Below are 22,990 nucleotides of genomic sequence, written 5' to 3' on the forward strand. Positions count from 1 at the left end.
GAAAATTTATGTTAAAATAATGATAGAGATTGTGAAAAAATGTTCTTAAGTTAACGGTCAGGTTACTTTAAGAAGGATTTTTCAAAGGAAATGTTGAATATCGTATTTTGAAGGAGTGATTGCAGTGGAGTAAGTAATTTTTTAAATCTTGGTTAAATACTTTGAAGGAAGGGATTTATAAATATGAATACAAAACTAATAATAGTAGAAGGTTTACCTGGATTCGGAAAATCGACCACTGCAAAGCTAATAAATGAAATTCTAAACCAAAATAAAATTGAAGTTGAACTATTTTTAGAGGGGAATTTGAACCACCCAGCCGACTATGATGGTGTATCTTGTTTTAATAAATTTGAATTCGATAGATTAGTATCTAACAGTGGAGATTTTAAAGAAGTTCTTCTTAAAAGAGTTTTAAAAAAAGGAAGCAATTATTTATTACCATACAGAAAGATAAAAAATGAGTTTGGTGACCAGTTTTCGGACGAATTATGTAACGATATTTCAAGAAACGATATATATGAATTACCATTCGATAAAAATATCGAATTAATTGCTGACAAATGGAATGACTTTGCTGAAATTGCTCTAGAAGATAATAAGGTTTATATTTTTGAATGTTGTTTCATACAAAATCCATTAACAATTGGGATGATTAAATACGGTGAACAAAAAGAAAAAATAATAAATTATGTAATGAAAATTGCAAAAATCATAGAGAATTTAAATCCAATGTTATTCTATGTAGAACAAGATGATCTTGAATTTTCATTTAGGAAGGCATTAAAAGAAAGAAATCCAGAATGGTCCAAAGGAATTGTCGACTATTACACGAACCAAGGCTATGGGAAAGAACATAATCATTCAGGTGTAGAAGGAACGATAAAAGTTCTTGAGGCTAGAAGGGATTTAGAGTTAGAAATATTCGATATGTTAAAAATGAAAAAAGAAAAAATCAATAATACAAAATATGAAATTGACTCATATAGTTCAATGCTAAAAGATAAGTTAACAATCCAAATGGTGAAATAGCTTTTTACACTAACGGGTGCTTTAATTGAAGAAGGAAATAAAAACGCTCAGAATATTTTCTGAGCGTTTTAACTTGCTAGTTATAATGCGAAATGCATTCAAATGATTATATTATTTCTAATGGTTATTAGTATTTTTTCTCTCTAAACTGAATCCGTTATTTCAAGTGGGGATTTTTCTTATTTAATAAACCTGTCCATCACATCTTTATATTTTGCAAACTCTTCATCTTTCATATCGCCATTCATTTGTAGAAGAAAATTTCCTTTTGCATGTGTATGAGAGAATAACATAGGAGCAGAATTTCCTAATTCATCGTAATATTTTTTTACTTTTTCTAGGTCTTCTTTCTTTGTAATTTCGAATAATCGACCGCCTTTATCTTCACCAAGAGCAGGTACGACAATACGTTTTCCTTCTTTTCGAAGGTTACCAAATTCTTTTTGCGGAAGGTCGGTTGGATTTTCTGCTTGGAGACCAGCGTTTTTAAATTCAGTGATAATTGAATCGACAGTTATTTTTGTTTCTTTTTTCTCTTGTTTTGATTCAGTAGGTGTTTTTGTATTGTTACTACTACATGCGGTTAAGGAAGCAATTGATAAACATAATGCTCCAATTATAAATATTTTTTTCAAAATGAATCCTCCTTAAAGTGTGTATGTAACTTTAATATAATTAAAAACAAAGGTTTTATTCAAGTTTGTAAAGAAAGGAATAGCAATCAACCGTTGCTATTCATCCAGCTTCTACTATATAATAGCTATAGTCTACAATAATTGAGTCGTAATATGCGATTTTTTAAGACAATCGGTGAGAAAACGCTGAAATAAGCGGTATTAGTAGGAGGACACAAATGATTACAGTAAGTAACGTTAGTTTGCGTTTCGCGGATCGCAAATTGTTTGAAGATGTTAACATAAAATTCACGCCAGGTAACTGCTACGGCTTAATCGGAGCAAACGGTGCTGGTAAATCAACGTTTCTAAAGATTTTATCTGGAGAAATCGAACCATCAACAGGTGACATACATATTACGCCAGGCGAGCGTCTAGCAGTATTAAAACAGAACCACTTTGAATATGAAGAGTTTCCAGTATTAGAAACTGTAATTATGGGTCATACTCGTCTTTACAAAGTAATGCAAGAGAAAAATGCCATTTACATGAAAGAAGACTTTAGTGATGAAGATGGAATGCGTGCTGCAGAACTTGAAGGTGAGTTTGCTGAGCTTAACGGTTGGGAAGCTGAGTCAGAAGCTGCAATCCTTCTTAAAGGTTTAGGTATTGGTGAAGACCTTCATGATAAGAAAATGTCTGAGTTAACTGGTGCAGAGAAAGTAAAAGTATTACTTGCTCAAGCTTTATTCGGTCAGCCTGATATTCTATTACTAGATGAGCCTACGAACCACTTGGACTTAAAAGCGATCCAATGGTTAGAAAACTTCTTAATGAACTTTGAAAATACAGTAATCGTTGTATCCCATGACCGTCACTTCTTAAATAAAGTATGTACACACATGGCTGATCTTGATTTCGGTAAAATTCAACTTTATGTTGGTAACTATGACTTCTGGTATGAGTCAAGCCAATTAGCTTTAAAATTAACGCAAGATGCTAATAAGAAAAAAGAAGAGAAAGTAAAAGAGTTACAAAACTTCATTGCACGTTTTAGCTCAAACGCATCTAAAGCGAAACAAGCAACTTCTCGTAAAAAATTATTAGATAAAATTACATTAGATGATATTAAGCCATCATCTCGTCGTTATCCATTTGTTGGCTTCACACCAGAGCGTGAAGTAGGAAATGACTTATTAACTGTTGAAGGTCTTTCTAAAACGATTGATGGTGAAAAAGTGTTAGATAATGTGTACTTCACTTTAAATAAAGGTGATAAAGTTGCATTTATCGGTCGTAACGATATTGCAATGACGACATTATTTAAAATCCTTATGGGTGAAATGGAGCCAGATAGTGGTTCATTTAAATGGGGCGTTACAACATCTCAATCGTACTTCCCAAGAGATAACTCTAAGTACTTTGAGAACAGTGACTACAACTTAGTTGAATGGTTACGTCAATTCTCTCCACAAGATGAGTCAGAAAGCTTCTTACGTGGTTTCTTAGGCCGTATGTTATTCTCAGGCGAAGAAGTTAAGAAGAACGTTTCTGTATTATCTGGAGGCGAAAAAGTTCGTTGTATGTTATCTAAAATGATGTTAAGTGGTGCAAACGTAATTACACTTGACGATCCAACGAACCACTTAGACCTTGAGTCTATCACTGCATTAAACAATGGTTTAATCGCATTTAAAGGTACAATTTTATTCACATCTCATGACCATCAGTTCGTACAAACAATTGCAAACCGCATTATCGAAGTAACGCCAAACGGTGTAATCGATAAAGAGGCTACTTACGATGAGTTCTTAGAAAATGAAGAACTTCAAAAACAAGTAGATGCAATGTACAAAGGTCAATAATAAATGATGAAAACCCTCGCTTTCGTTTTGAGAGCGAGGGTTTTTATAATCATTATTTTTATGGATTGTGAATAATTATTCAAGAATAATTTTATTAGAGGAAAGAGATTTGGATTTTGCACATAGAAGAATGGCTGAAGCATAAATAACTGAATGAAGAAATAATATATATCGAAAAATTAAATGCTATCTATTGTGAATTTCATTATATTACATTAATGTTCCAGAACTGGAGACATATTTATTTGCGAAGTAGTGAATAAAGGTTTATAGTATGTGATGTCATAATTAGTGGATGAATCTTGGGAGAAAACAGGAAATGTTACAAATTTATTTTGTTAAATAGAAACCAAGGTCAAAATGTCTAAAAAGAAATAGTTGAATAAATACTAGCTTCAAATTATAATTACTAGTATTCTTCATATAGTTAAATATATAAAATCTATTTGAAGATAAAAAATTGAATAGAGAGACAGACTTATAAAAAAATAAGCCTTGGATGATCAAAAGAGGTGGAGAAATGAAACAATTCTTATTAAAGAGCAAAAGTGTGTTAAGCAATCATTTTGGATTCTTTCTGTTTGCCGTTATTTTATTTTGGCTCAAAACATATGCAGCTTATGTAACGGAATTTAATTTAGGAATTTCAAACACAATCCAAAAATTCTTGCTGTTTTTCAACCCACTTAGTTCAGCAGTTCTATTTTTAGGACTTGCATTATTTGCAAAAGGGAAACGATCTTATATTTGGTTAATTGTTATCAACTTGTTATTGTCGATTCTTTTATACGCAAACGTCGTATACTATCGCTTTTTCAGTGACTTTATTACGTTCCCGACATTAACACAAACGAATAACTTTGGAGATTTAGGTGGTAGTATTGTTGCGTTGTTACATCTTTATGATCCGCTATACTTCTTAGATACAATTATTTTAATTGTGTTAGTAGCAACGAAATTTGCAAATCCAAAACCAATTCGTGTTGCGAAACATAAATTATCTTTAGTATTTGTAGCAGGTATTTTATTATTCAGTGTTAACTTAGGACTTGCAGAATCTGACCGTCCTGAATTATTAACAAGAACATTCGATCGTAATTATATTGTGAAATATTTAGGGGCATATAACTATACAATTTATGATGGAATTCAAAGTGCGAAAGCATCAACAGAACGAGCATTAGCTGATGGAGATAATATGACAGAAGTAAGAAATTATTTGACATCAACTTACGCTAGTCCAAACCCTGAGTATTTCGGTAAAGGAAAGGGAATGAACGTAATCTATATTCATTTAGAGTCATTCCAAAACTTCTTAATTGACTATAAATTAAATGGTCAAGAAGTAACGCCGTTCTTAAACTCATTTACAAAAGATGCGAATACGCTTTACTTTGATAACTTCTTCCATCAAACAGGGCAAGGGAAAACGTCTGATGCGGAGTTTATGTTAGAGAATTCTATGTTTGGTTTACCACAAGGATCTGTATTTACAACGAAATCTCATAATACGTATCAATCAGCACCAGCTATTTTAGGGCAACAAGGATACACATCAGCAGTATTCCACGGTAACTATAAAACATTCTGGAACCGTGACGATATTTATAAATCATTTGGTTTTAATAAATTCTTTGATGCTTCATACTATGATATGAACGAAAAAGATGTAGTAAACTATGGATTAAAAGATAAACCATTCTTTAATGAATCCATTCCGTTATTAGAAACATTGAAACAACCGTTCTATACGAAGTTTATTACGTTATCGAATCACTTCCCGTATCCAATTGATAAAGAGGAAGCGACAATTGAACCAGCGAACACAGGTGACTCGTCTGTAGATACGTATTTCCAAACAGCACGTTATTTAGACGAATCTGTAAAAGGTTTCATCGATTACTTGAAACAATCTGGTTTATACGATAATTCTATTATCGTTATGTACGGAGACCATTACGGTATTTCAGATAATCATAACGCAGCAATGTCAAAAGTAATGGGTAAAGAAATTAACTCGTTTGAAAATGCACAGTTACAGCGTGTACCTTTAATCGTTCGTGTACCAGGTGTGAAAGGTGGCGTACAACATCAATACGGTGGTGAAATTGATGTTCTTCCAACTCTTTTACACTTACTTGGAACAGATACAAAAGATTATGTTCAATTTGGTTCAGATTTATTATCACCAGATCATAAACAAGTCGTTGCGTTCCGTAATGGTAACTACGTAAGTCCAACAGTTACTGCATTAAACGGCAAATACTATGATACAACGACTGGAAAACCAGTAGAATTTACAGATGAAATAAAACAAAATGAACAAATGGTTCAAAAATCGTTAAAATACTCTGACCAAGTCGTGAATGGTGACTTATTACGATTCTACACACCGGAAGGATTTACACCGGTTGATCGTTCAAAGTACAACTATAACCATCGTGATAAAAATAAAACGAAGGTAAAGACGACTGAAGATGGGGAAACGAAATAAATATTAAAAAGCGCTACTCATATGAGTGGCGCTTTTGTTTATAAATAGAACGTTGTTATTATATAGAAACATCTTTAGTCTTTTGTTTCATCTTTCCAAAGAACACTACACCAGCAATGACAATAATGATGAATGCCCATTTAATGAAAGGGTTACTTTCGAAAAATGCAGTGAACCACTTTTCATCCACAATCATTTTCGCGGCAGTATAAGCTAAAACAGCTGCTCCAATTGTAATAATGATAGGATAACGGTCGACCCATTTTAAAATTAATGTACTGCCCCAAACTACTACTGGAATTGAAACCAATAGCCCAATGATTACTAAAGAAAAGTTGCCATGCGCAGCTCCAGCAACAGCGAGGACATTATCAATGCCCATTAATGCATCAGCAATGATAATGGTTTTAATAGCAGACCAAAAACCTTCTTCTGCTTTAATATCATGATCTTTGCCTTCAGCAATTAATTTGTAAGCGATCCATATAAGAAGTACACCACCAATTAGAAGTAACCCTGGTATTTTTAACAACCAAACGACAACTAAAGTAGCGAGAGCTCTAATCGCGATTGCCCCGATAGTTCCCCATATAATTACTTTCTTTTGTTGATCTTTCGGTAATCGTCTTGCTGCTAATCCAATTACAATGGCATTATCACCCGCTAAAACTAAATCAATTACAATAATGGCAAGCAAGGCTGACAAATATTCAGCTGAAAGAAAATCCATATACATATCACTCCTTAAGAGTAATATGTGCTAAGCTACTATACAGTATTAAAAATTCTGAGGGGTAATATTCATGTTTTGTTGAAAAGGAACAGAAAGGGGAATAATAGCATTAAACACAGGCATAAGAAATTTTCAAAGCACAATCTTTGCACTGCAGAAAAACAAAAATTTGGACTTATATTTAGAAGCAATAATAGATATTATATTAATAGAAAGCGATTTCAAAAAATCTAATTTTGCAAAGTTAGTATCTATACTTGCAAGTCAATTAGTGAACAAGTATAGAAAGGGTGTACACCAAATATGATATTAGATACTCGAAGTATAAATATTTTGCAACAAATTATTCAAGCAGAAGGTTATGTGCCTATAAATCAACTAATTGATGTAATTCAAGTTTCTAAACGAACGCTTTATTATGATATTAAGAAGATTGACGATTGGTTACAAGAGGAAGGATTACATTCTATTGAATATATACGACACTTAGGTTATTGCTTAAATAAAGAAACGAAACAAATGATAGTAAAAAAATTAAATGAGTGTGTGATTAATCAATATGAATATTCTCCGAAAGAAAGAAAAATATGGTTAATATTATATTTGCTAATACAGGAAAAAAGAATTTTATTGGAAGACTTAATAAACCTTTTGCAGGTAAGTCGTAATACTGTACTTGCAGATTTGAAAAAGCTAAAAGTAGAGTTAAATAAGTATAACTTATCTTTACATTTTGGTCGTAAGGAAGGATATCAAATCGTTGGAAATGAACAGAGTAAACGAAATTTATTAATTTTAAGCCTCTCTCAAATTATTTGCCAACATAGCTGGGAGTATTTAATATCACAAGTAAATTATATTATGTGTGATATGGGAAGTGAAACAGATACTCTTGCACGAGAAACATTATACACTATAAAAAAAATTCTTGCGAATTGTGAAGAGTTTTTAGGTGTCCAATATACAGATGAGGTACTAGAAAATTTAAGCGTTTACATGTATTTGTTCCATAGACGTATTCTAAAAGGTAAGTGCGTCGAGATGGAAGAAGCTGAAAAAAATGTTCTGCAAGATTCAAAGCAATTTGAAGCTGCAAAATATATAGCAAAGCAGTTTGAACGAGCGTTTATTGTTAAATTTCCAATAGATGAAATCTATTATATTACGACTCATTTGTTAGGTGCAAAAGTAAATTATCAGGAAAATATTTATGAGAAAAATAATATGGATGAAATACATTCAATTGTTGACCGCATGATTAAAGATTTTCAACACTATGCTTGTGTTTTATTTCAAGACTTTAATGGGTTGTTTACTGATCTATACTTGCATATGAAACCTGCATTTTATCGTGTGAAGTATGGAATAGAAATTGAAAACCCATTACGAAATACAATTCAAGAAAACTATGAAGAGGTATATTTTCTTACGAAAAAGGTAATTCATCATTTTGAAGAATATGTGAAAAAATCTGTTTCCGATGATGAAATTGTGTATGTTACTATGCATTTTGGAGCTTGGATGAGGAAAGAGGGAATCGTTCCCAATCCACGAAAAACGGCATTACTTGTTTGTCCAAATGGTATTGGTACATCACGTATGTTGCAGTATCAATTAGAGAAGTTATTTTCAAATATAGATATATTAAATGCAATTTCAAAACGGGAATATGAATCAAATATATTTGATGTAGATTGTATAATTACGACTACTGAAATTGAAAAAGGGAATGTGCCGGTTTTTAAGGTTAACCCAATTTTATCGGATTCTGAAAAAGCAGCTCTATTAAGAAAAGTGAATGGAGTATTGTATGGAGAAAACCAAAAAGATTCTGTGGATTTAGTGATGGGAATAATTCAAAAATATGCTGACGTAGTGGATGAGAAATCTTTAAAAAGAGAACTGATTGAATTTATGAGTGGTCCTGCGTATTTTGAGAAGGAGGAGAAATATAAACCAATGTTAAACGAACTTTTAACTAGAGAATTTATTCATCTTGAAGATCGTGTTGATAATTGGAAAGATGCGATCAGGCTAGCGGCTGATCCGTTATTACAAAACCAATACATCTTTGAAGAATATATCAATGAAATGATTGTAAATGTAGAAAAATTAGGTCCTTATATTGTTATTGCACCTAAAATTGCAATACCTCATGCTCGCCCAGAAGCGGGGGTCAAAAAGTTAGGGATGAGTTTATTACAACTAAAAGAAAGTGTTCTATTTTCAGAAAAACAAGAGCATGCCGCAAATTTAATTATTGTATTGGCAGCGATTGATAATGAGACACACTTGAAAGCATTAGCACAATTAAGTGAGATGTTATCGGATCCGAAAAATGTGGAAATGTTAATTCATTCAAATTCAATAGACGAAATGCTAAAAATGATAGCTAAATATTCTAATTAAAGGGGAGATTGAAATGAAAAAAGTATTAGTTGTATGTGGAAATGGATTAGGGAGTAGTTTTATTGTAGAAATGAATGTGAAGAAAATTTTAAATGAATTAGGATTACAAGCAGAAGTATCACACACAGATTTAGCATCAAGTAAATCAGAACAAGCAGATTTATATTTAGGTGCGAAAGATATTATTTGTAACCTTGAAGATGGTAATCGAACAGTTGCTGGATTAACGAATATTTTAGATTTAAATGAAATTAAAGAAGCATTACAAAAACACCTAATGTAGTAACAATGAAGGGGGAGTAGTGCTATGTTTGATATAATTATGAAGGATATTTTAGGACAACCCGCAATATTAGTCGGATTATTTGCTATGTGTGGTTTACTACTGCAAAAGAAAAATTTTGCAGATACGGTTTCAGGAACCTTAAAAACAATTATGGGCTTCGTCGTTTTAGGAGGTGGAGCCACTATATTAATTGGAGCTTTAGATGTTTTTGGTAAAATATTTGATAAAGCATTCCATATTAAAGGGATTATACCAAATAATGAAGCTGTAGTTGCAATAGCACAGCAAACATTAGGAAAAGAAACAGCGTTAATTATGGTATTTGGTATGATTGCGAATTTACTAATTGCACGTTTTACAAAATTTAAATATGTGTTTTTAACTGGTCATCATACCTTATTCATGGCATGTTTAATTTCAGCGGTATTTTCAACTACCGGGATGAAAGGTGCTACATTAGTGATTGTTGGATCAATCATTTTAGGGGCACTCATGGTGATTTTTCCAGCATTATTACAACCATACGTTAGAAAAATTACAGGAATGGATGATATCGCAATCGGCCATTTTGGATCAGTTGGATACTTAGCGGCAGGGTTTGTTGGGAGTAAATTTGGAAATAAGGATAAATCAACAGAACAAATTAAAGTGCCTAAGTCACTAGGTTTTTTACGTGATACATCAGTTTCTATGTCATTAACGATGGCTGTATTATTCTTTATTGTTGCACCATTTGCGGGTAAGGAGTTTATCGAAACGGAATTAAGTAACGGACAAAATTACCTTGTGTATTCTTTCATGCAAGCAATTACATTTGCAGCAGGAGTATATATTATTTTAGCGGGTGTCCGCATGTTAATTGCAGAAATAATACCTGCATTTAAAGGGATTGCAGATAAACTTGTACCAAATGCAAAACCAGCGTTAGATTGCCCAACAATCTTCCCGTTTGCACCAAATGCAGTTATTATTGGCTTCTTAACAAGTTTTATTGCCGGATTACTATCCATGTTTATACTTTCATTTATTGGTTTGAGTGTAATAGTGCCAGGGTTAATTCCTCACTTCTTCACAGGAGCAACAGCAGCCGTATTCGGTAATGCAACAGGAGGAAGACGAGGCGCAATACTAGGAGCTTTTGTAAATGGATTACTAATTTCATTCCTACCAGCAATATTATTACCGATATTAGGCGGATTAGGATTTGAGAATACAACATTTGGTGATTCTGATTTTGCAGTTGTAGGTATTTTAATTAGTGAAATTGTGAAGTTAGTAGGATATATTTTTTAATAGATAAGATGAAAAAGACTTGGATTCTTGTAATGAATGCAAGTCTTTTTTATTATTTCATTAATGCATTTAAAAATTATGATAAAATAATTTAAAAAGCATTATTAAATATTAATTGGATAGTCTCTATACTTGAAGATAAAGCTACTTGAATAATAAGGAGGTAATTTATGATTTTTCAAAATGAAATTGTATCATTACATTTTGAAGCTGTAAAATACGAGTTTAACAATGCATTTGATACATTTGATCGTAATTGGCTAATAATAAAAGTGAAACTTTCAGAGGGAAATAAAGTTTTTGAAACGATGGATCCTTTTTTACAAACTAGCGAATTACAACACATGAAAGAATGGTTTCAAACATTACCGAATCCTACATATACCCGACTAGACTTCATAGAACCTAATCTGTCGTTTGAATTTATAGGAGAAAAAGAAGAGACATTTCAAATTATAGTTCGTTTATCTATAGAACTAAATCCTTCATGGTGTAAAGAAGAAGAGTACGAATTTTGTATTACTATTACGCAAGAAGATAGAAAAAATATTATTCGTTTCATTGAAGAACAACATATAAAATTTCCAAAACGATAAAAAAGACTTGATATCCTAAAGGAAATCAAGTCTTTTTCATTACATACGATTATCATGCCAGAAGTTTAATGGGAAGTGTTCGTTCTCACTATAGGCTTCTAATTCATATCCTTTTTCTTTCAGTCCTTTAATAATACCAGGTACTGCTTTTACGGATTGTGGGTGAATATCGTGCATAAGGATAACTTCTGTTGGCTTGTTAGCGCCATTTAGAACGTTTTCTACAATTTTAGCTGATGCAGCATCAACCTGCATTTTGTTATACTTCCAGTCTAAAGAATCGATTGTCCAATCCCAAACTTTTAAGCCATTCTCAACAACTTTGTTGCGAAGAGCCTCATTTAATCCTGGCATTGATCCGTAAGACGGACGAGTTAATACTGGTGATTTGCCTAAAACGCCAGCGATTAAGCCTTGATCTTCCTTCATCTCATCTACATAATGACCTTCTGTGTAAAGTTTCTTGTAGTTATGAGTCATACTGTGCATCCCAACGTAGTGGCCTTCAGCATCTTCACGTTTTACAAGATCAGGGAAAGCTTTTACATTTGAACCAATAAGGAAGAATGTTGCTTTTGCATTTTCTCTCTTTAACATATCTAAAAGCTCAGCTGTGTATTTTCCAGGACCATCATCAAATGTTAAGTAAGCTACTTTTCTAACTTGCCCATTATATTGTTTTGGAGCTTCTTTCGGTGCAAGAGATGATTGAATTTCACTTACAAGTTGAACAGATTTTGCTTCATCCTCTGTACTCGCTAGAGCAGTATGTGCTGATCCTAAGGCCGCTTCGTATGTAAATAATACCCCCGCGCAAATCAACATAGCCCTTTTCACTAAAGTTGTCATTCGAATTCCATTGTGCATAATTTTCCTTCTCTCTATAAAAGTTCTACTCTACTATATTAGCAATTATAGGGAGGTAATTGCAAAAAAACTTTTTTACAAGAGCAAAAAAGTTTGTCCAAAAGTATGCAAGATTTCAATATTTTGCTGGTTTACTAAAATGAAACAAGGATGGAATGAAAATGCATGTAGTTTGTTGCTATATATAATAGACCCAATGAGTGAGTTATACAGAGAATGCTGACGAAGAGTGTGCCTGTTGCATTAAAACGCATCTACAAAATTTCACATACCGTATTTTGAAAAAATAAATATAGGAAAACCAAAAAATAATGTAGAATATATCGTACATACATATATGAAGTCAACAGAAAAGATAAAGAGGTGGGCATATGTTACTTGAAGAAGTAATGCAGCAACTAGAGGAATACGGAACAGAACAGAATCGTAAAACGTATAAAAACCACGGAGCGAAAGAGCCACTATTCGGAGTTAGTTTTGCTAATTTAAAATTGTTAAAAAAGAAAATAAAAAAAGATCATGATTTAGCAATTTTATTATGGGAAACAAAAAATATGGATGCAATGACATTAGCAACAATGATTTTAGATCCAAAGAAAGTTACGACAGAACTGCTAAATAAATGGGTACAGGAAGTTGATTATTATTGTTTAATGGATGTTTTAATGACGGCTATTTGTACGTCGCCAATCGCGATAGAAAAAATGGAAGAATGGACAAAGTGTGATGATGAATGGATTGGAAGAGCAGGCTGGTCTTTATTAGCAAATATAGCGATGAAAAATAAAACGTTACAAGACGATTTCTTCTCTCCGTATTTAGAAGAAATTAAAGTAAATATACATAATGAAAAAAATAGAAAAAAAGAAGCGATGAATCGTGCTTTAATCGCGATAGGAATTCGTAATGAAGACTTAGAGCAAGCAGCGATTGAAATTGCACGTGAAATTGGAAAAGTACACGTTGATCACGGGGCAACGTCATGCAAAACACCAGACGCAGAGCCGTATATAAAAAAAGCGAGAGAAAGAGCTGAAAAAAAGAAAGTGAAATAAGAAAAGGGGAACGGTTATGAAAGCAATGGAAGCGGCACAAAGCATCATTACATCACAATTTCCGAATTGTGATGTAGCTTTACTTGGAGGAAGTGTTGCAAGAGGAGAAGCGACAAAAACATCTGATTTGGACATTGTAATAGTTGATCAAAGTTTAACGTCTTGTTATCGAGAATCTTTCTATAGTAATGGGTGGCCAGTTGAGGTATTTGTACATAATTTTGAAACGTTAAAAACCTTCTTTAAAATAGATTGTGACCGCGGAAGACCTTCGTTACCACAATTAGTTGCAGAAGGTATTGTATTAAAAGGGGAAAATGAAATTGTTGAGAAATTAAAAAGCGAAGCGAATGAGTTACTAAATAAAGGGCCAGCTAAATGGACGGAAGAAATGATGGAGCAGAAGCGTTATTTTATTACAGATACTTTGGATGATTTTATTGGTGCATCAAAAAGAGAAGAAGAGTTGTTTATCGCGAATTTATTAGCTGATTTATTACATGAATATGTATTAAGAGTAAATGGTAAATGGCTTGGAAGTTCAAAATGGTTTATAAGGGTACTTAGAAGATATGATGAACAATACGCAGATCAATTTGTAACAGCATTCGATCATTTTTATAAAACAGGAGAGAAAAGAAAATTAATTACTTTTGTAGAAAAAACGTTAGAACAGTATGGAGGAAGAATGTTCGAAGGGTTTTCTATAGGAAAGTAAAAGGGGGATCATACAATGAATATACCATTCGTTCAATTAAGAGAACTGACACTAGATGATGTAGAAGACCGATATCAATGGTCATTAGATACAAAAGTAACAAAACATTTAGTTGTACCAGATCAATATCCACCGTTCACTCGTGAAGATACAAAAAAATGGATTGAAGCATGTATAAATCGAAAAAATGGTTATGAACAAAGAGCAATCACTACAGAGAACGGCATACATATTGGATGGGTAGATCTTAAAAACTTTGATAAAACAAATGAAAATGCAGAACTGGGAATCGCGATTGGTAATAAAGAATACTGGGGTAAAGGGTATGGAATAGCAGCCTTATATAGTATGTTACATGTAGCATTCTTTGAATTTGAATTAGAAAAAGTATGGCTACGTGTAGATGAAGATAATTTTCAAGCTAGAAAGAGCTATGAAAAGGCTGGTTTTGTATGCGAAGGATTAATGAGAAATGATCGATTACGTAGAGGTCAGTTCATTCATCGCTATCGTTATAGTATGTTAAGAGAAGAATATCAATCTTTAATTAGTAGTTTATAAAAATATTATGTTAATTAAAAGGGGATAGAGAAATATGATTCGATTACTTACGAAAGAAGATGCAAAAAAATATTGGGACTTACGTTTACAAGCATTACAAGTAAACCCTGAGGCATTTGTAACAACTTATGAAGAGGCGATTCGTCAGGAAAATCCTATTAAGCGAGTGGAAAGTAATTTATCAGCTGCTACTAGTTGTACATTTGGTGCTTTTAATGAAGAGAATCAATTAGTTGGAGTTGTCACTTTACTAACAGAAGAGAAAGAGGCGTATAAACATAAAGGGCATATCGTTGCGATGTATGTAGATGCAAGCAATCGAAGAAGTGGCCTTGCACGTGAGTTAATACGTAAGGCAATTGAAAGAGCAAGAGAAATGGACTTGGAACAATTGACATTAGGTGTTGTTTCCACAAATGAGCCAGCAAAAAAGTTGTATGAATCTATGGGCTTTAAAACGTATGGGATTGAAAAGAGAGCTATAAAGATGAATGGTGTGTATAGTGATGATGAACATATGGTGTTGTTCTTGTAAGGGGGGAGTTTCATATGAAAGATCTACTATTGCAAAGAAATATGAACCCGCAAGTTGCGATTTTGTATGCGACGGTTACGGATACATTTAAACGACTGCAAAAGTTAGTAGAAGGTACTGATGAGAAAGAACTGTCATTTAAAGGGACAGAAAATAATGAAAATAGTATTGGACAACTACTTCAACATTTAGCAGTTGTCGATTTACATTGGGTGTACCGATTAAAAGGAGAAGCAATTCCGCTCGTACTTGAAAATATATATGGACCTATGTTAAATGAAGCAGGAGAGCTGCCAAGTTTAAGAAAACAGACGTTGCAACAATTAATGCAAAATTATGAAGTTGTGCAACATATGTTTTATGAGGAATGTATGAAACTAACAGAAAATGATTTAATACGAGAAGTTCTTTATGAAAAGGGAGAAAATGCGACTATAAGGTGGGGGATATGGCACATAGCTGATCATAATCGGTACCATCAAGCTCATATTAGTCAGTTAAGAAAACTATATAGAGCTAGATACACGCGAGATGAAAAATTCGAATTTTAATTATATTTAAATTGTTGTATAGTAGTAAGAAGAAACTGAACAAGGGGTTTTATAATGAAAGCTATAGCAGTAGGGATATTGGCATCATTTTTCTTTGCCTTTACCTTCGTTTTAAACCGGGCGATGGACTTAGAAGGTGGAAGCTGGATTTGGAGTGCATCATTACGGTACTACTTTATGGTTCCGATGCTTTTACTTATTGTCATGTATAGAGGAAACTTAAAGCAACTCTTTCAATATATGAAAAACAATCCGAAAGAATGGTTAGTTTGGAGTATCGTTGGATTTGGTCTCTTCTATGCACCACTTAGTTTTGCCGGAGCTTTTGGACCTGGTTGGCTCGTTGCATCAACATGGCAAATTACAATCGTCGCAGGGATTTTATTAACACCATTTTTTGCGGTAGATCCATTACATAAAAAACTCCCAATGAAGGAATTAGTTATGTCGGGTATTATTTTATGCGGTGTTGTACTCATGCAAGTAGAACATGCTTCTTCATTAGGAATTCGTGAAACTGTTTTATGTGTCGTTCCTGTACTTATTGCAGCGTTTGCGTATCCTCTTGGAAATCGAAAAATGATGCAAGTTTGTAAAGGGGAGTTAGATGTATTCCAGCGAGTTCTCGGTATGACTTTAGCCAGTTTACCATTTTGGTTTTTACTATCTGGTTATGAAGTATCAACAGGCGGACTACCGTCAAGTAGTCAAGTTTTTCAATGTTTTATTGTAGCAGTTAGTTCTGGCTTAATCGCAACGGTATTATTCTTCTTTGCGACAGATCTTGTAAAAGATGATCCACAAAAACTAGCAACAGTGGAAGCGACTCAGTCCGGTGAGGTTTTATTTGCGCTAGTAGGAGAACTTATCTTGTTATCTGCACCAATTCCGTCATCTTTATCTTGGATTGGTATGAGCCTCGTTATTATCGGAATGATACTACATAGTTATGTAGCGGTCGTTGTGAAGAAAGAAGAAAAAATAACTGCGTGATGAGATTAGCTCTTTATATAAAGAGCTAATCTTTTTTCATAGAAAGGAATGATGATATGAATTTGCAATGTGTTAAACAAATTGAGAAAGATCCCATATTAAATGTACTACTGTATGCAGTCGGCCCAAGTGAATCTAGCAAAAAGAAAGCAGTTTTATTTTATGAAAGCAATAAAGGGACTTTGCATAGATATGAAGAAAAGGCTTGCATAGGTATTGAAATAACCGGAGCAAATAAAGCGAGAATATGCCACATAGCAGTGGTACCGCAATATCGTCATAAAGGAATAGCGGTGCAAATGATAAAGGAAATAGTAAGAATGTATCAATTGACGTATCTAGAGGCAGAGACAGACGCTGAGGCAGTAAAATTTTATAAGAAAATGGGTTTTCAGATTCAAAGTTTAGGAGAAAAATATCCGGGGATTGAAAGGTTTCATTGTTATTTGGAAAAATAGTACGAAAATATGCAAATATATATTGTGTTTAGTTTGAAAAAAGTAACATTTACATTATATAATAAAGGTATCTGGAAAAATATAGATAATGGAAATTAGGTGTATAACACATGAGAATGGATAAAAGTAAATTTATAAAAATTGCTACTTCAATAGGGGTATCATCTTTTTTATTAACTGGATGTGGTGATTATGAAGAAGATACTGCTCAACAAGAAAGTACTGCTGTTAAAACAGATGGTGCAAAACAGGGAAATGAACAAGAAACATTAAATTGCGATGATAAAACGCCTACTAATGAAAATGTAGAAAATGATGAGTTATGTAAGGAAATGAATCCATCATTTTCATCGTATCATGAAAATTCACATTTACCGATACTTCCATTCGTAGCAGGATATTTATTAGCAAGCAGAACTTCAAATATGAATTATACAGCAAAACCAAATATAATGAAGAAACCGTATGCAAATAATATTATTCCATATCGTGAGAAAGACCAAAGTAGAACTGGTGGCAGCGGTGGAGGAGGATACTACGGTGGAACTAACAGCAACAACAATAATTCTTCTAATAAAGTGGATTTAAATAAACAACAGCCAAATTCCTCAAATAAAGCGACGCCAGATACAAATACGCCAAAATCATCTACGACACAAACGCCAAAAGTGAATTCAGGTTCAAGTGGAATTGGGAACGCAAAAGCGCCAGCCGGATCATAACACGAAAGGATAATAGAATCATGTATACAGAACAAGAGCAGAAAGAGTATATGAAAGTATGGTTTTCACTAGCGGAAGAGGCTGGTCGGAATGGATTTACTTGGCCGAGTCTACTAGAAAATGAAGAATGGAATCAATATATGGCAACAGGTATGTATCGTATGCCTGTAAACACATATACTGCTATTTCGAAAGCAACAGAAGAAATTATGTACGTGTTATATAGAACGTATCAATATATTCTCAATACGGCAGAAGATTTTCAAACACTAGGATTTCCTGCTGAAACATGGGAAATTGCGAGAATGAAACACACTGGTTTGTTTTCATATTTTACGAGATTTGACTTTATCGTAAATGGTGAAGATATAAAGTTAATAGAAGTAAATTGTGATACACCAACAGGTTATTTAGAGCCATCTGTTGCAAATGAAGTGTTGTGCCGTTATCACGATGTAAATCACCCAAATCATATAGAAGAGCATATTGTGCAGGCGTGGGAACAAATTAAACATGACTATAGTATAGATCCTAGAGAAACGATTTATTTTACGAGTTGTGATTGGCATGATGAAGACCATCAAACGGTTCAATTTTTAAGAAGTTATTGTTTAGATCAATCAACGGATTATATAGGTATACAAGATATTGTCGTTGCAGATGATGGTATATATACGCAAAATGGTGAACGAATTCATTATTTATATAGACTATATCCAATTGAATATTTAGTTTCAGATGCTGATAAAAACGGGAAAAGAATTGGACTCCAGTTTTTAGATCATATTGCGCAAGGTAGAGTGAAAATCATTAATCCACCAGCTGCTTTTCTTATGCAAAATAAAAGTGTACTCGCATTAATATGGCAACTTTACGAAGAGGAAGTTTTCTTTGAGGAAGAGGAGCGAGGAATCATTCAGAACTACTTTTTACCGACATATTTTACAAATAAACCGTTTATAGAACGAAATGAATCATATGTATCTAAACCTTTATACGGCCGTGAAGGCGGAGGAGTATCTATATACGAAAATAATGAACTATTAGCTGAAGATAAAACAGAGTATTACTTTGAACAGCGGAAAATATATCAGCAATACATAGAAATGCCTGACTATACAATTGACACATGGGACGGTCCGTATACTGGTAAACTATTAATTGGTTCACACTGTATTAGCGGGAGAGCTGCTGGTTTATTTTTACGTGTAGGTGAGAAAATAACGGGAAACTTATCGATGTTTACTGGAGTTACAATTGAAGGATAAATGGAACAAAGAGCTCATCATTTTTGATGGGCTCTTTCGTTTAAATATATTGTTTTTATTGCTGTGATGTAACGACTTCAGGTTGCTTCTTTTGTTATATAAAACTAATTTATTACCATTTTTTGTGTAGATAAAAATGATTAAGTTAAAAATTAAGAAAAATATGATAATATATGTATGTAGTAGTTTAAAACAAAATGGGGGAACAATCGTGAAAATGAATGAAATAGTGGCAAGTACGCCATTGCCAAATACAATTAAAACAATTACAAATGATTTAAGAAAATTAGGATTAGAAAAAGGAATGACAGTTATTGTACATTCTTCGTTAAGTTCCATAGGCTGGGTATCTGGAGGCGCAGTTGCAGTAGTAGAGGCGTTAATGAATGTTATTACAGAAGAGGGAACGATCATTATGCCAACTCAATCTTCGGATTTATCTGATCCGAAACATTGGTCAAGACCACCTGTACCTGAAGAATGGTGGCAAATTATTCGGGATAACGTGCCAGCATTTGAGCCACATATAACGCCAACAAGGGCAATGGGAAAAGTAGTTGAATGTTTTCGTACATATCCGAATGTAGTACGTAGTAACCATCCATTAGGAAGTTTTGCTGCATGGGGAAGACATGCAGAAGAAATAACGATGAATCAGTCACTATCAATGAGTTTAGGAGAAGAATCTCCATTAAGAAAAATATACGATTTAGACGGATACATATTATTAATTGGTGTTGGATATGATTCCAATACTTCTGTACATTTATCAGAAGTACGTTCTGGTGCGTGTGAGTTAATAAAAGTAGGGGCACCCATTATAGAAAATGGTGAAAGAGTGTGGAAAGAATTTGTTGATATGGATTACGATTCTGACAAATTTGTAGAAATTGGTGTGGAATTTGAGCAAAAGGGAACTGTGAAAATAGGGAAAATAGGAAACGCAAAGTGCCGTCTTATGAAACAACGTGATATAGTTGATTTTGGAACAGAATGGTTTCGTAAGAAAAATTAGTAAGGGATGGTTACAATGAAGGGGAAAAAGGTATTAATTACAAGCGGTGGTTGTTTAGAAAAATGGGATCAAGTTCGTGGTCATACGAATATGGCAAAAGGAACAATTGGAAGAATAATCGCCGAAGAACTTATAAGTAAAGGGGCCTATGTTATATATTTACATGGTTATTTTGCGGAGAAACCGAATGATATAAACAATCAATTAGAATTACACCCATTTGAAGGAATTGTTGATTTACAAGATAAAATGAAGAGTATCATTACGCACGAAAAGGTCGATGCAGTCATTATGGCAGCGGCTGGATCTGATTGGATTGTGGACAAGATTTATGATCAAGAGGGCAATGTTCTTGATATGAATGGAAAAATCTCAAGTGATATAGCGCCAATTATACATTTTCAAAAGGCACCGAAAGTATTAAAACAAATAAAAGAGTGGGATCCAGAAACTGTACTCGTTGGCTTTAAACTTGAAAGTGACGTAAATAAAGAAGAACTGTTTGAAAGAGCGAAAAATAGAATGGAAGAAGCGAAGGCGAGTGTAATGATTGCAAATTCACCACATTCTTTATATTCGCGCGGAGCAATGCACTACGTAATTGGACAAGACAGTAAAGGGCAGTTATGTAATGGAAAAGATGAAACAGCGAAAGAAATTGTCAAAAGGTTAGAAGTACTATGTAATCGCGTTACTGCTTCATAATTTTAAGTATTTGGATAAGAGTGAGTCCGCATAGTATATATTGGTAAGCGAAACTTTAATTTATGGGAATTTTACTTTTGCACAAACGTTAACCATTCAATATGGATACATAGAATAATTGGTGAGGAGTGAATTCTATGGAACATTTATTAAAGCAAGCTATTAAACTCCGGAAAGAAAAGAAATATGCGCAGTCTAAAGAGATACTCATCGGATTAACAAACTTTACGAGGGATGCAGAAGTACTTTATCAATGTGCCTGGATACATGATGTAATGGGTCTTGAAACAGAAGCTATGCCGTATTATGAACAGGCAATTGCAAACGGTCTTGAAGGGGAGTCACTTTGCGGCGCATATATCGGTCTTGGTAGTACATATCGTTGTATAGGCGAGTATGATAAAGCAATTACTGTTTTAGAAACAGGTTTGCAGCAGTTTCCAGATAATGATGTGATGAAAGTATTTTTGTCATTAGCGAAATATAACGTAAACGATCATGAATCCGCGATGAAATTATTACTTGAAACAGTCGTAAAAGTAGAAGAAGTTAAAGAGTTTGAACGGGCTATTTCATTTTATAAAGACCATTTAAACGAGGTTTTTAAATAGAGGAGTGAAAGTATGAGTGTCACACTTTCGCGAAGGCGAAAAGGTATATGGATTGGACTCGTATCTTCAATCTTATTATCAAACTATTTATTGTATGCTCTTCCGATTGTACCAGCTACTCCGAAAGAAGTTGTTCTTGGGTCATTATTAGATTGTATGTTTGTAATTCCGGTCATTACGTATTTCTTTATTATTCGAAAAAGATACTCGTTAACGTATATATTCCCTGTCGTAATAGCTGGTTATATATTTGCAAGATTTATTATTCCAAGCGACTATTTACAAGCTTTTTCATACGTTTCTTATATTATAGTTGCAGGAGAAATTGCTTTTGTATGTGTAGAGTTATTCCTTCTATATAAAATTGTTAGAAAGCTTCCTAACATAATAAAAAAATATAAAGAATATAAAAGTGAGTATTCTTCATTTTCTTATGCAATTGATGCTGCGTTTGACGCTGCTATGAAAAGAAATAAATTAGTAGATATTATTGTAACAGAGTGTAAGTTAATCTATTATGCATTTTTATCGTGGCGTGAAAAAATACCAGAAGGTGAATACGTATACTCATATCACAAAAAGACTGGCGCAATAGGTGTATATATTATGATCATCCATGCGACCTTAATAGAAAGTATCGGCTTTCATTATTTGTTTCATCAATGGAATCCAGTTGTAGCATGGGTGTTACTTGCTTTAAACGTATATGTAATGTTTTATTTTTTAGCTGAAATACAAGCAATGCGTAAAAATCCAATTATTGTTACGGAAAAAAAGATAATCATTCAAATCGGATTAGGAAAGAAAATTATTATACCTTTTACACAAATTGATAAGATTACGTTCTATAAAGGAGAACTTTTAAAGAAAGAGAAAGAGGTTCTTGACGCAACGGTGATGGAATTTATAAAGGAACCTCCAACATTTGAAATTATACTTAAAGAGCCGGCGAAAGTACAATTGTTATATGGGTTTTCTAAAACAGTAAGTCGTGTTCACTTAAATGTTGATGAGGAACGGAATTTTTATGATGTGATGACGGAGAAATTGAACCATGAATAATGCTACTAATTTTCATCGTACGTTTGGTGTGTATGGCATTTGTATCGAAAACAATAACATATTAGTAATAGATAAAATTAAAGGTCCATATAAGAACAGATATGATCTACCTGGAGGGAGCTTAAATGAAGAGGAGTCGTTGTTATCGGCACTCCATAGGGAATGTAAAGAAGAAACTGGATTAGAAGTAAAGGTTATAAAGCAAGTAGGTACGGTTGATTTTCAATACCCTTCAAAGTTTAAAGATTATACACATGTACACCATATTGCAGTTTTGTATGATGTTGAAAAGAGTGCAGGGAAAATCATAGTACCAAAACAATTTGAAGGTCAAGATTCTTTAGGAGCGAGATGGGTTTCTATAGAAAGCATTACAGAAGACAATTCATCTCCACTTGTATGTAGTGCAGTAGAATGGCTGAAAACAAATGAGCTTCCATTAGAAGTGAAAAAATATGAAGCATGGACAGTGAAAAACTCCTTCTAAAATAAGAGGGAGTTTTATTGTGTACTTGGAGACCAAATACTTCTTTATGACTATATAAAC

General features: G+C 33.3%; 24 protein-coding genes. 21 read left to right on the forward strand and 3 right to left on the reverse strand.

Features of this window, described 5'->3' with window-relative positions; genetic code table 11:
* Window positions 1-183 precede the first annotated feature (183 nt).
* The gene (locus PDQ68_RS08540; RefSeq protein WP_061183034.1) at window positions 184-1,032 is read left to right on the forward strand and encodes a P-loop NTPase family protein; all 849 of its coding nucleotides are present in this window, start codon (window positions 184-186) and stop codon (window positions 1,030-1,032) included.
* Window positions 1,033-1,211: 179 nt separating this feature from the next.
* Here the strand turns inward: PDQ68_RS08540 and PDQ68_RS08545 are convergent, their stop codons facing one another.
* Window positions 1,212-1,667: a hypothetical protein gene (locus tag PDQ68_RS08545; protein WP_016717781.1), complete on the reverse strand. Its 456-nt coding sequence runs from the start codon at window positions 1,665-1,667 to the stop codon at window positions 1,212-1,214.
* Window positions 1,668-1,885: 218 nt separating this feature from the next.
* Between PDQ68_RS08545 and PDQ68_RS08550 the strand changes: the two genes are divergently transcribed.
* Entirely contained in the window at window positions 1,886-3,511 is a 1,626-nt protein-coding gene (locus tag PDQ68_RS08550) for an ABC-F family ATP-binding cassette domain-containing protein (RefSeq protein ID WP_000633868.1), read from the forward strand.
* A 520-nt stretch (window positions 3,512-4,031) separates the two neighbouring features.
* Window positions 4,032-6,005, forward strand: coding sequence for a lipoteichoic acid synthase (ltaS, locus tag PDQ68_RS08555; RefSeq protein WP_016717780.1), 1,974 nt, complete (start codon window positions 4,032-4,034; stop codon window positions 6,003-6,005).
* A gap of 58 nt (window positions 6,006-6,063) precedes the next feature.
* On the opposite strand, the gene PDQ68_RS08560 is transcribed toward ltaS, so the two are convergent.
* The gene (locus PDQ68_RS08560; protein ID WP_000346939.1) at window positions 6,064-6,735 is read right to left on the reverse strand and encodes a TerC family protein; all 672 of its coding nucleotides are present in this window, start codon (window positions 6,733-6,735) and stop codon (window positions 6,064-6,066) included.
* 306 nt (window positions 6,736-7,041) lie between these two features.
* Here PDQ68_RS08560 and PDQ68_RS08565 point away from each other — a divergent pair, with 306 nt between their 5' ends.
* From PDQ68_RS08565 to PDQ68_RS08580, 4 genes are all read left to right on the forward strand, one after another.
* Window positions 7,042-9,147, forward strand: a complete 2,106-nt coding sequence (locus PDQ68_RS08565) for a BglG family transcription antiterminator (RefSeq protein WP_016717779.1) — start codon at window positions 7,042-7,044, stop codon at window positions 9,145-9,147.
* Between the two features lie 13 nt (window positions 9,148-9,160).
* A complete protein-coding gene (locus PDQ68_RS08570; RefSeq protein ID WP_000757315.1) occupies window positions 9,161-9,430 on the forward strand; it encodes a PTS sugar transporter subunit IIB in 270 nt (89 codons plus the stop codon).
* Window positions 9,431-9,454: 24 nt separating this feature from the next.
* Window positions 9,455-10,726: a PTS ascorbate transporter subunit IIC gene (locus PDQ68_RS08575; protein WP_000459662.1), complete on the forward strand. Its 1,272-nt coding sequence runs from the start codon at window positions 9,455-9,457 to the stop codon at window positions 10,724-10,726.
* A 170-nt stretch (window positions 10,727-10,896) separates the two neighbouring features.
* A complete protein-coding gene (locus PDQ68_RS08580; protein ID WP_016717778.1) occupies window positions 10,897-11,322 on the forward strand; it encodes a WapI family immunity protein in 426 nt (141 codons plus the stop codon).
* 39 nt (window positions 11,323-11,361) lie between these two features.
* Here the strand turns inward: PDQ68_RS08580 and PDQ68_RS08585 are convergent, their stop codons facing one another.
* Window positions 11,362-12,189 (reverse strand): peptidoglycan-N-acetylglucosamine deacetylase, encoded by an 828-nt coding sequence (locus PDQ68_RS08585; RefSeq protein WP_000551433.1) that lies wholly within the window; start codon window positions 12,187-12,189, stop codon window positions 11,362-11,364.
* 371 nt (window positions 12,190-12,560) lie between these two features.
* On the opposite strand from PDQ68_RS08585, the gene PDQ68_RS08590 reads away from it, so the two are divergent.
* From PDQ68_RS08590 to PDQ68_RS08655, 14 genes are all read left to right on the forward strand, one after another.
* Entirely contained in the window at window positions 12,561-13,244 is a 684-nt protein-coding gene (locus tag PDQ68_RS08590; RefSeq protein ID WP_000923426.1) for a DNA alkylation repair protein, read from the forward strand.
* 16 nt (window positions 13,245-13,260) lie between these two features.
* A complete protein-coding gene (locus tag PDQ68_RS08595) occupies window positions 13,261-13,962 on the forward strand; it encodes a nucleotidyltransferase domain-containing protein (protein ID WP_061183035.1) in 702 nt (233 codons plus the stop codon).
* A 15-nt stretch (window positions 13,963-13,977) separates the two neighbouring features.
* Window positions 13,978-14,523: a GNAT family N-acetyltransferase gene (locus PDQ68_RS08600; protein WP_016717776.1), complete on the forward strand. Its 546-nt coding sequence runs from the start codon at window positions 13,978-13,980 to the stop codon at window positions 14,521-14,523.
* 34 nt (window positions 14,524-14,557) lie between these two features.
* Complete coding sequence (locus tag PDQ68_RS08605; protein ID WP_000620338.1) at window positions 14,558-15,058, forward strand: GNAT family N-acetyltransferase; 501 nt, start codon at window positions 14,558-14,560, stop codon at window positions 15,056-15,058.
* Window positions 15,059-15,072: 14 nt separating this feature from the next.
* A complete protein-coding gene (locus tag PDQ68_RS08610; protein ID WP_000653991.1) occupies window positions 15,073-15,609 on the forward strand; it encodes a DinB family protein in 537 nt (178 codons plus the stop codon).
* A 54-nt stretch (window positions 15,610-15,663) separates the two neighbouring features.
* On the forward strand, window positions 15,664-16,602 hold the full coding sequence (locus PDQ68_RS08615) for a DMT family transporter (RefSeq protein WP_000643664.1): 939 nt from the start codon (window positions 15,664-15,666) through the stop codon (window positions 16,600-16,602).
* A gap of 56 nt (window positions 16,603-16,658) precedes the next feature.
* On the forward strand, window positions 16,659-17,060 hold the full coding sequence (locus PDQ68_RS08620; protein ID WP_016717774.1) for a GNAT family N-acetyltransferase: 402 nt from the start codon (window positions 16,659-16,661) through the stop codon (window positions 17,058-17,060).
* A 110-nt stretch (window positions 17,061-17,170) separates the two neighbouring features.
* Entirely contained in the window at window positions 17,171-17,782 is a 612-nt protein-coding gene (locus PDQ68_RS08625; RefSeq protein WP_001242159.1) for a hypothetical protein, read from the forward strand.
* 20 nt (window positions 17,783-17,802) lie between these two features.
* Window positions 17,803-19,050, forward strand: a complete 1,248-nt coding sequence (locus PDQ68_RS08630) for a glutathionylspermidine synthase family protein (protein ID WP_061183036.1) — start codon at window positions 17,803-17,805, stop codon at window positions 19,048-19,050.
* Between the two features lie 217 nt (window positions 19,051-19,267).
* Window positions 19,268-20,065, forward strand: a complete 798-nt coding sequence (gene aacC, locus PDQ68_RS08635; protein ID WP_129017028.1) for a BA2930 family N-acetyltransferase — start codon at window positions 19,268-19,270, stop codon at window positions 20,063-20,065.
* A gap of 15 nt (window positions 20,066-20,080) precedes the next feature.
* Complete coding sequence (locus tag PDQ68_RS08640; protein ID WP_061183037.1) at window positions 20,081-20,770, forward strand: phosphopantothenoylcysteine decarboxylase domain-containing protein; 690 nt, start codon at window positions 20,081-20,083, stop codon at window positions 20,768-20,770.
* 137 nt (window positions 20,771-20,907) lie between these two features.
* The gene (locus tag PDQ68_RS08645) at window positions 20,908-21,381 is read left to right on the forward strand and encodes a tetratricopeptide repeat protein (protein ID WP_000400626.1); all 474 of its coding nucleotides are present in this window, start codon (window positions 20,908-20,910) and stop codon (window positions 21,379-21,381) included.
* A gap of 12 nt (window positions 21,382-21,393) precedes the next feature.
* Window positions 21,394-22,443, forward strand: coding sequence for a hypothetical protein (locus PDQ68_RS08650; protein WP_270786657.1), 1,050 nt, complete (start codon window positions 21,394-21,396; stop codon window positions 22,441-22,443).
* A complete protein-coding gene (locus tag PDQ68_RS08655; protein WP_001057916.1) occupies window positions 22,436-22,930 on the forward strand; it encodes an NUDIX hydrolase in 495 nt (164 codons plus the stop codon). The genes PDQ68_RS08650 and PDQ68_RS08655 overlap by 8 nt, the downstream gene beginning before the upstream one ends.
* Window positions 22,931-22,990 lie beyond the last annotated feature (60 nt).

Source organism: Bacillus cereus group sp. Bc010, from assembly GCF_027716745.1.
In the GTDB taxonomy this organism is placed as follows: Bacteria; Bacillota; Bacilli; order Bacillales; family Bacillaceae_G; genus Bacillus_A; species Bacillus_A pacificus.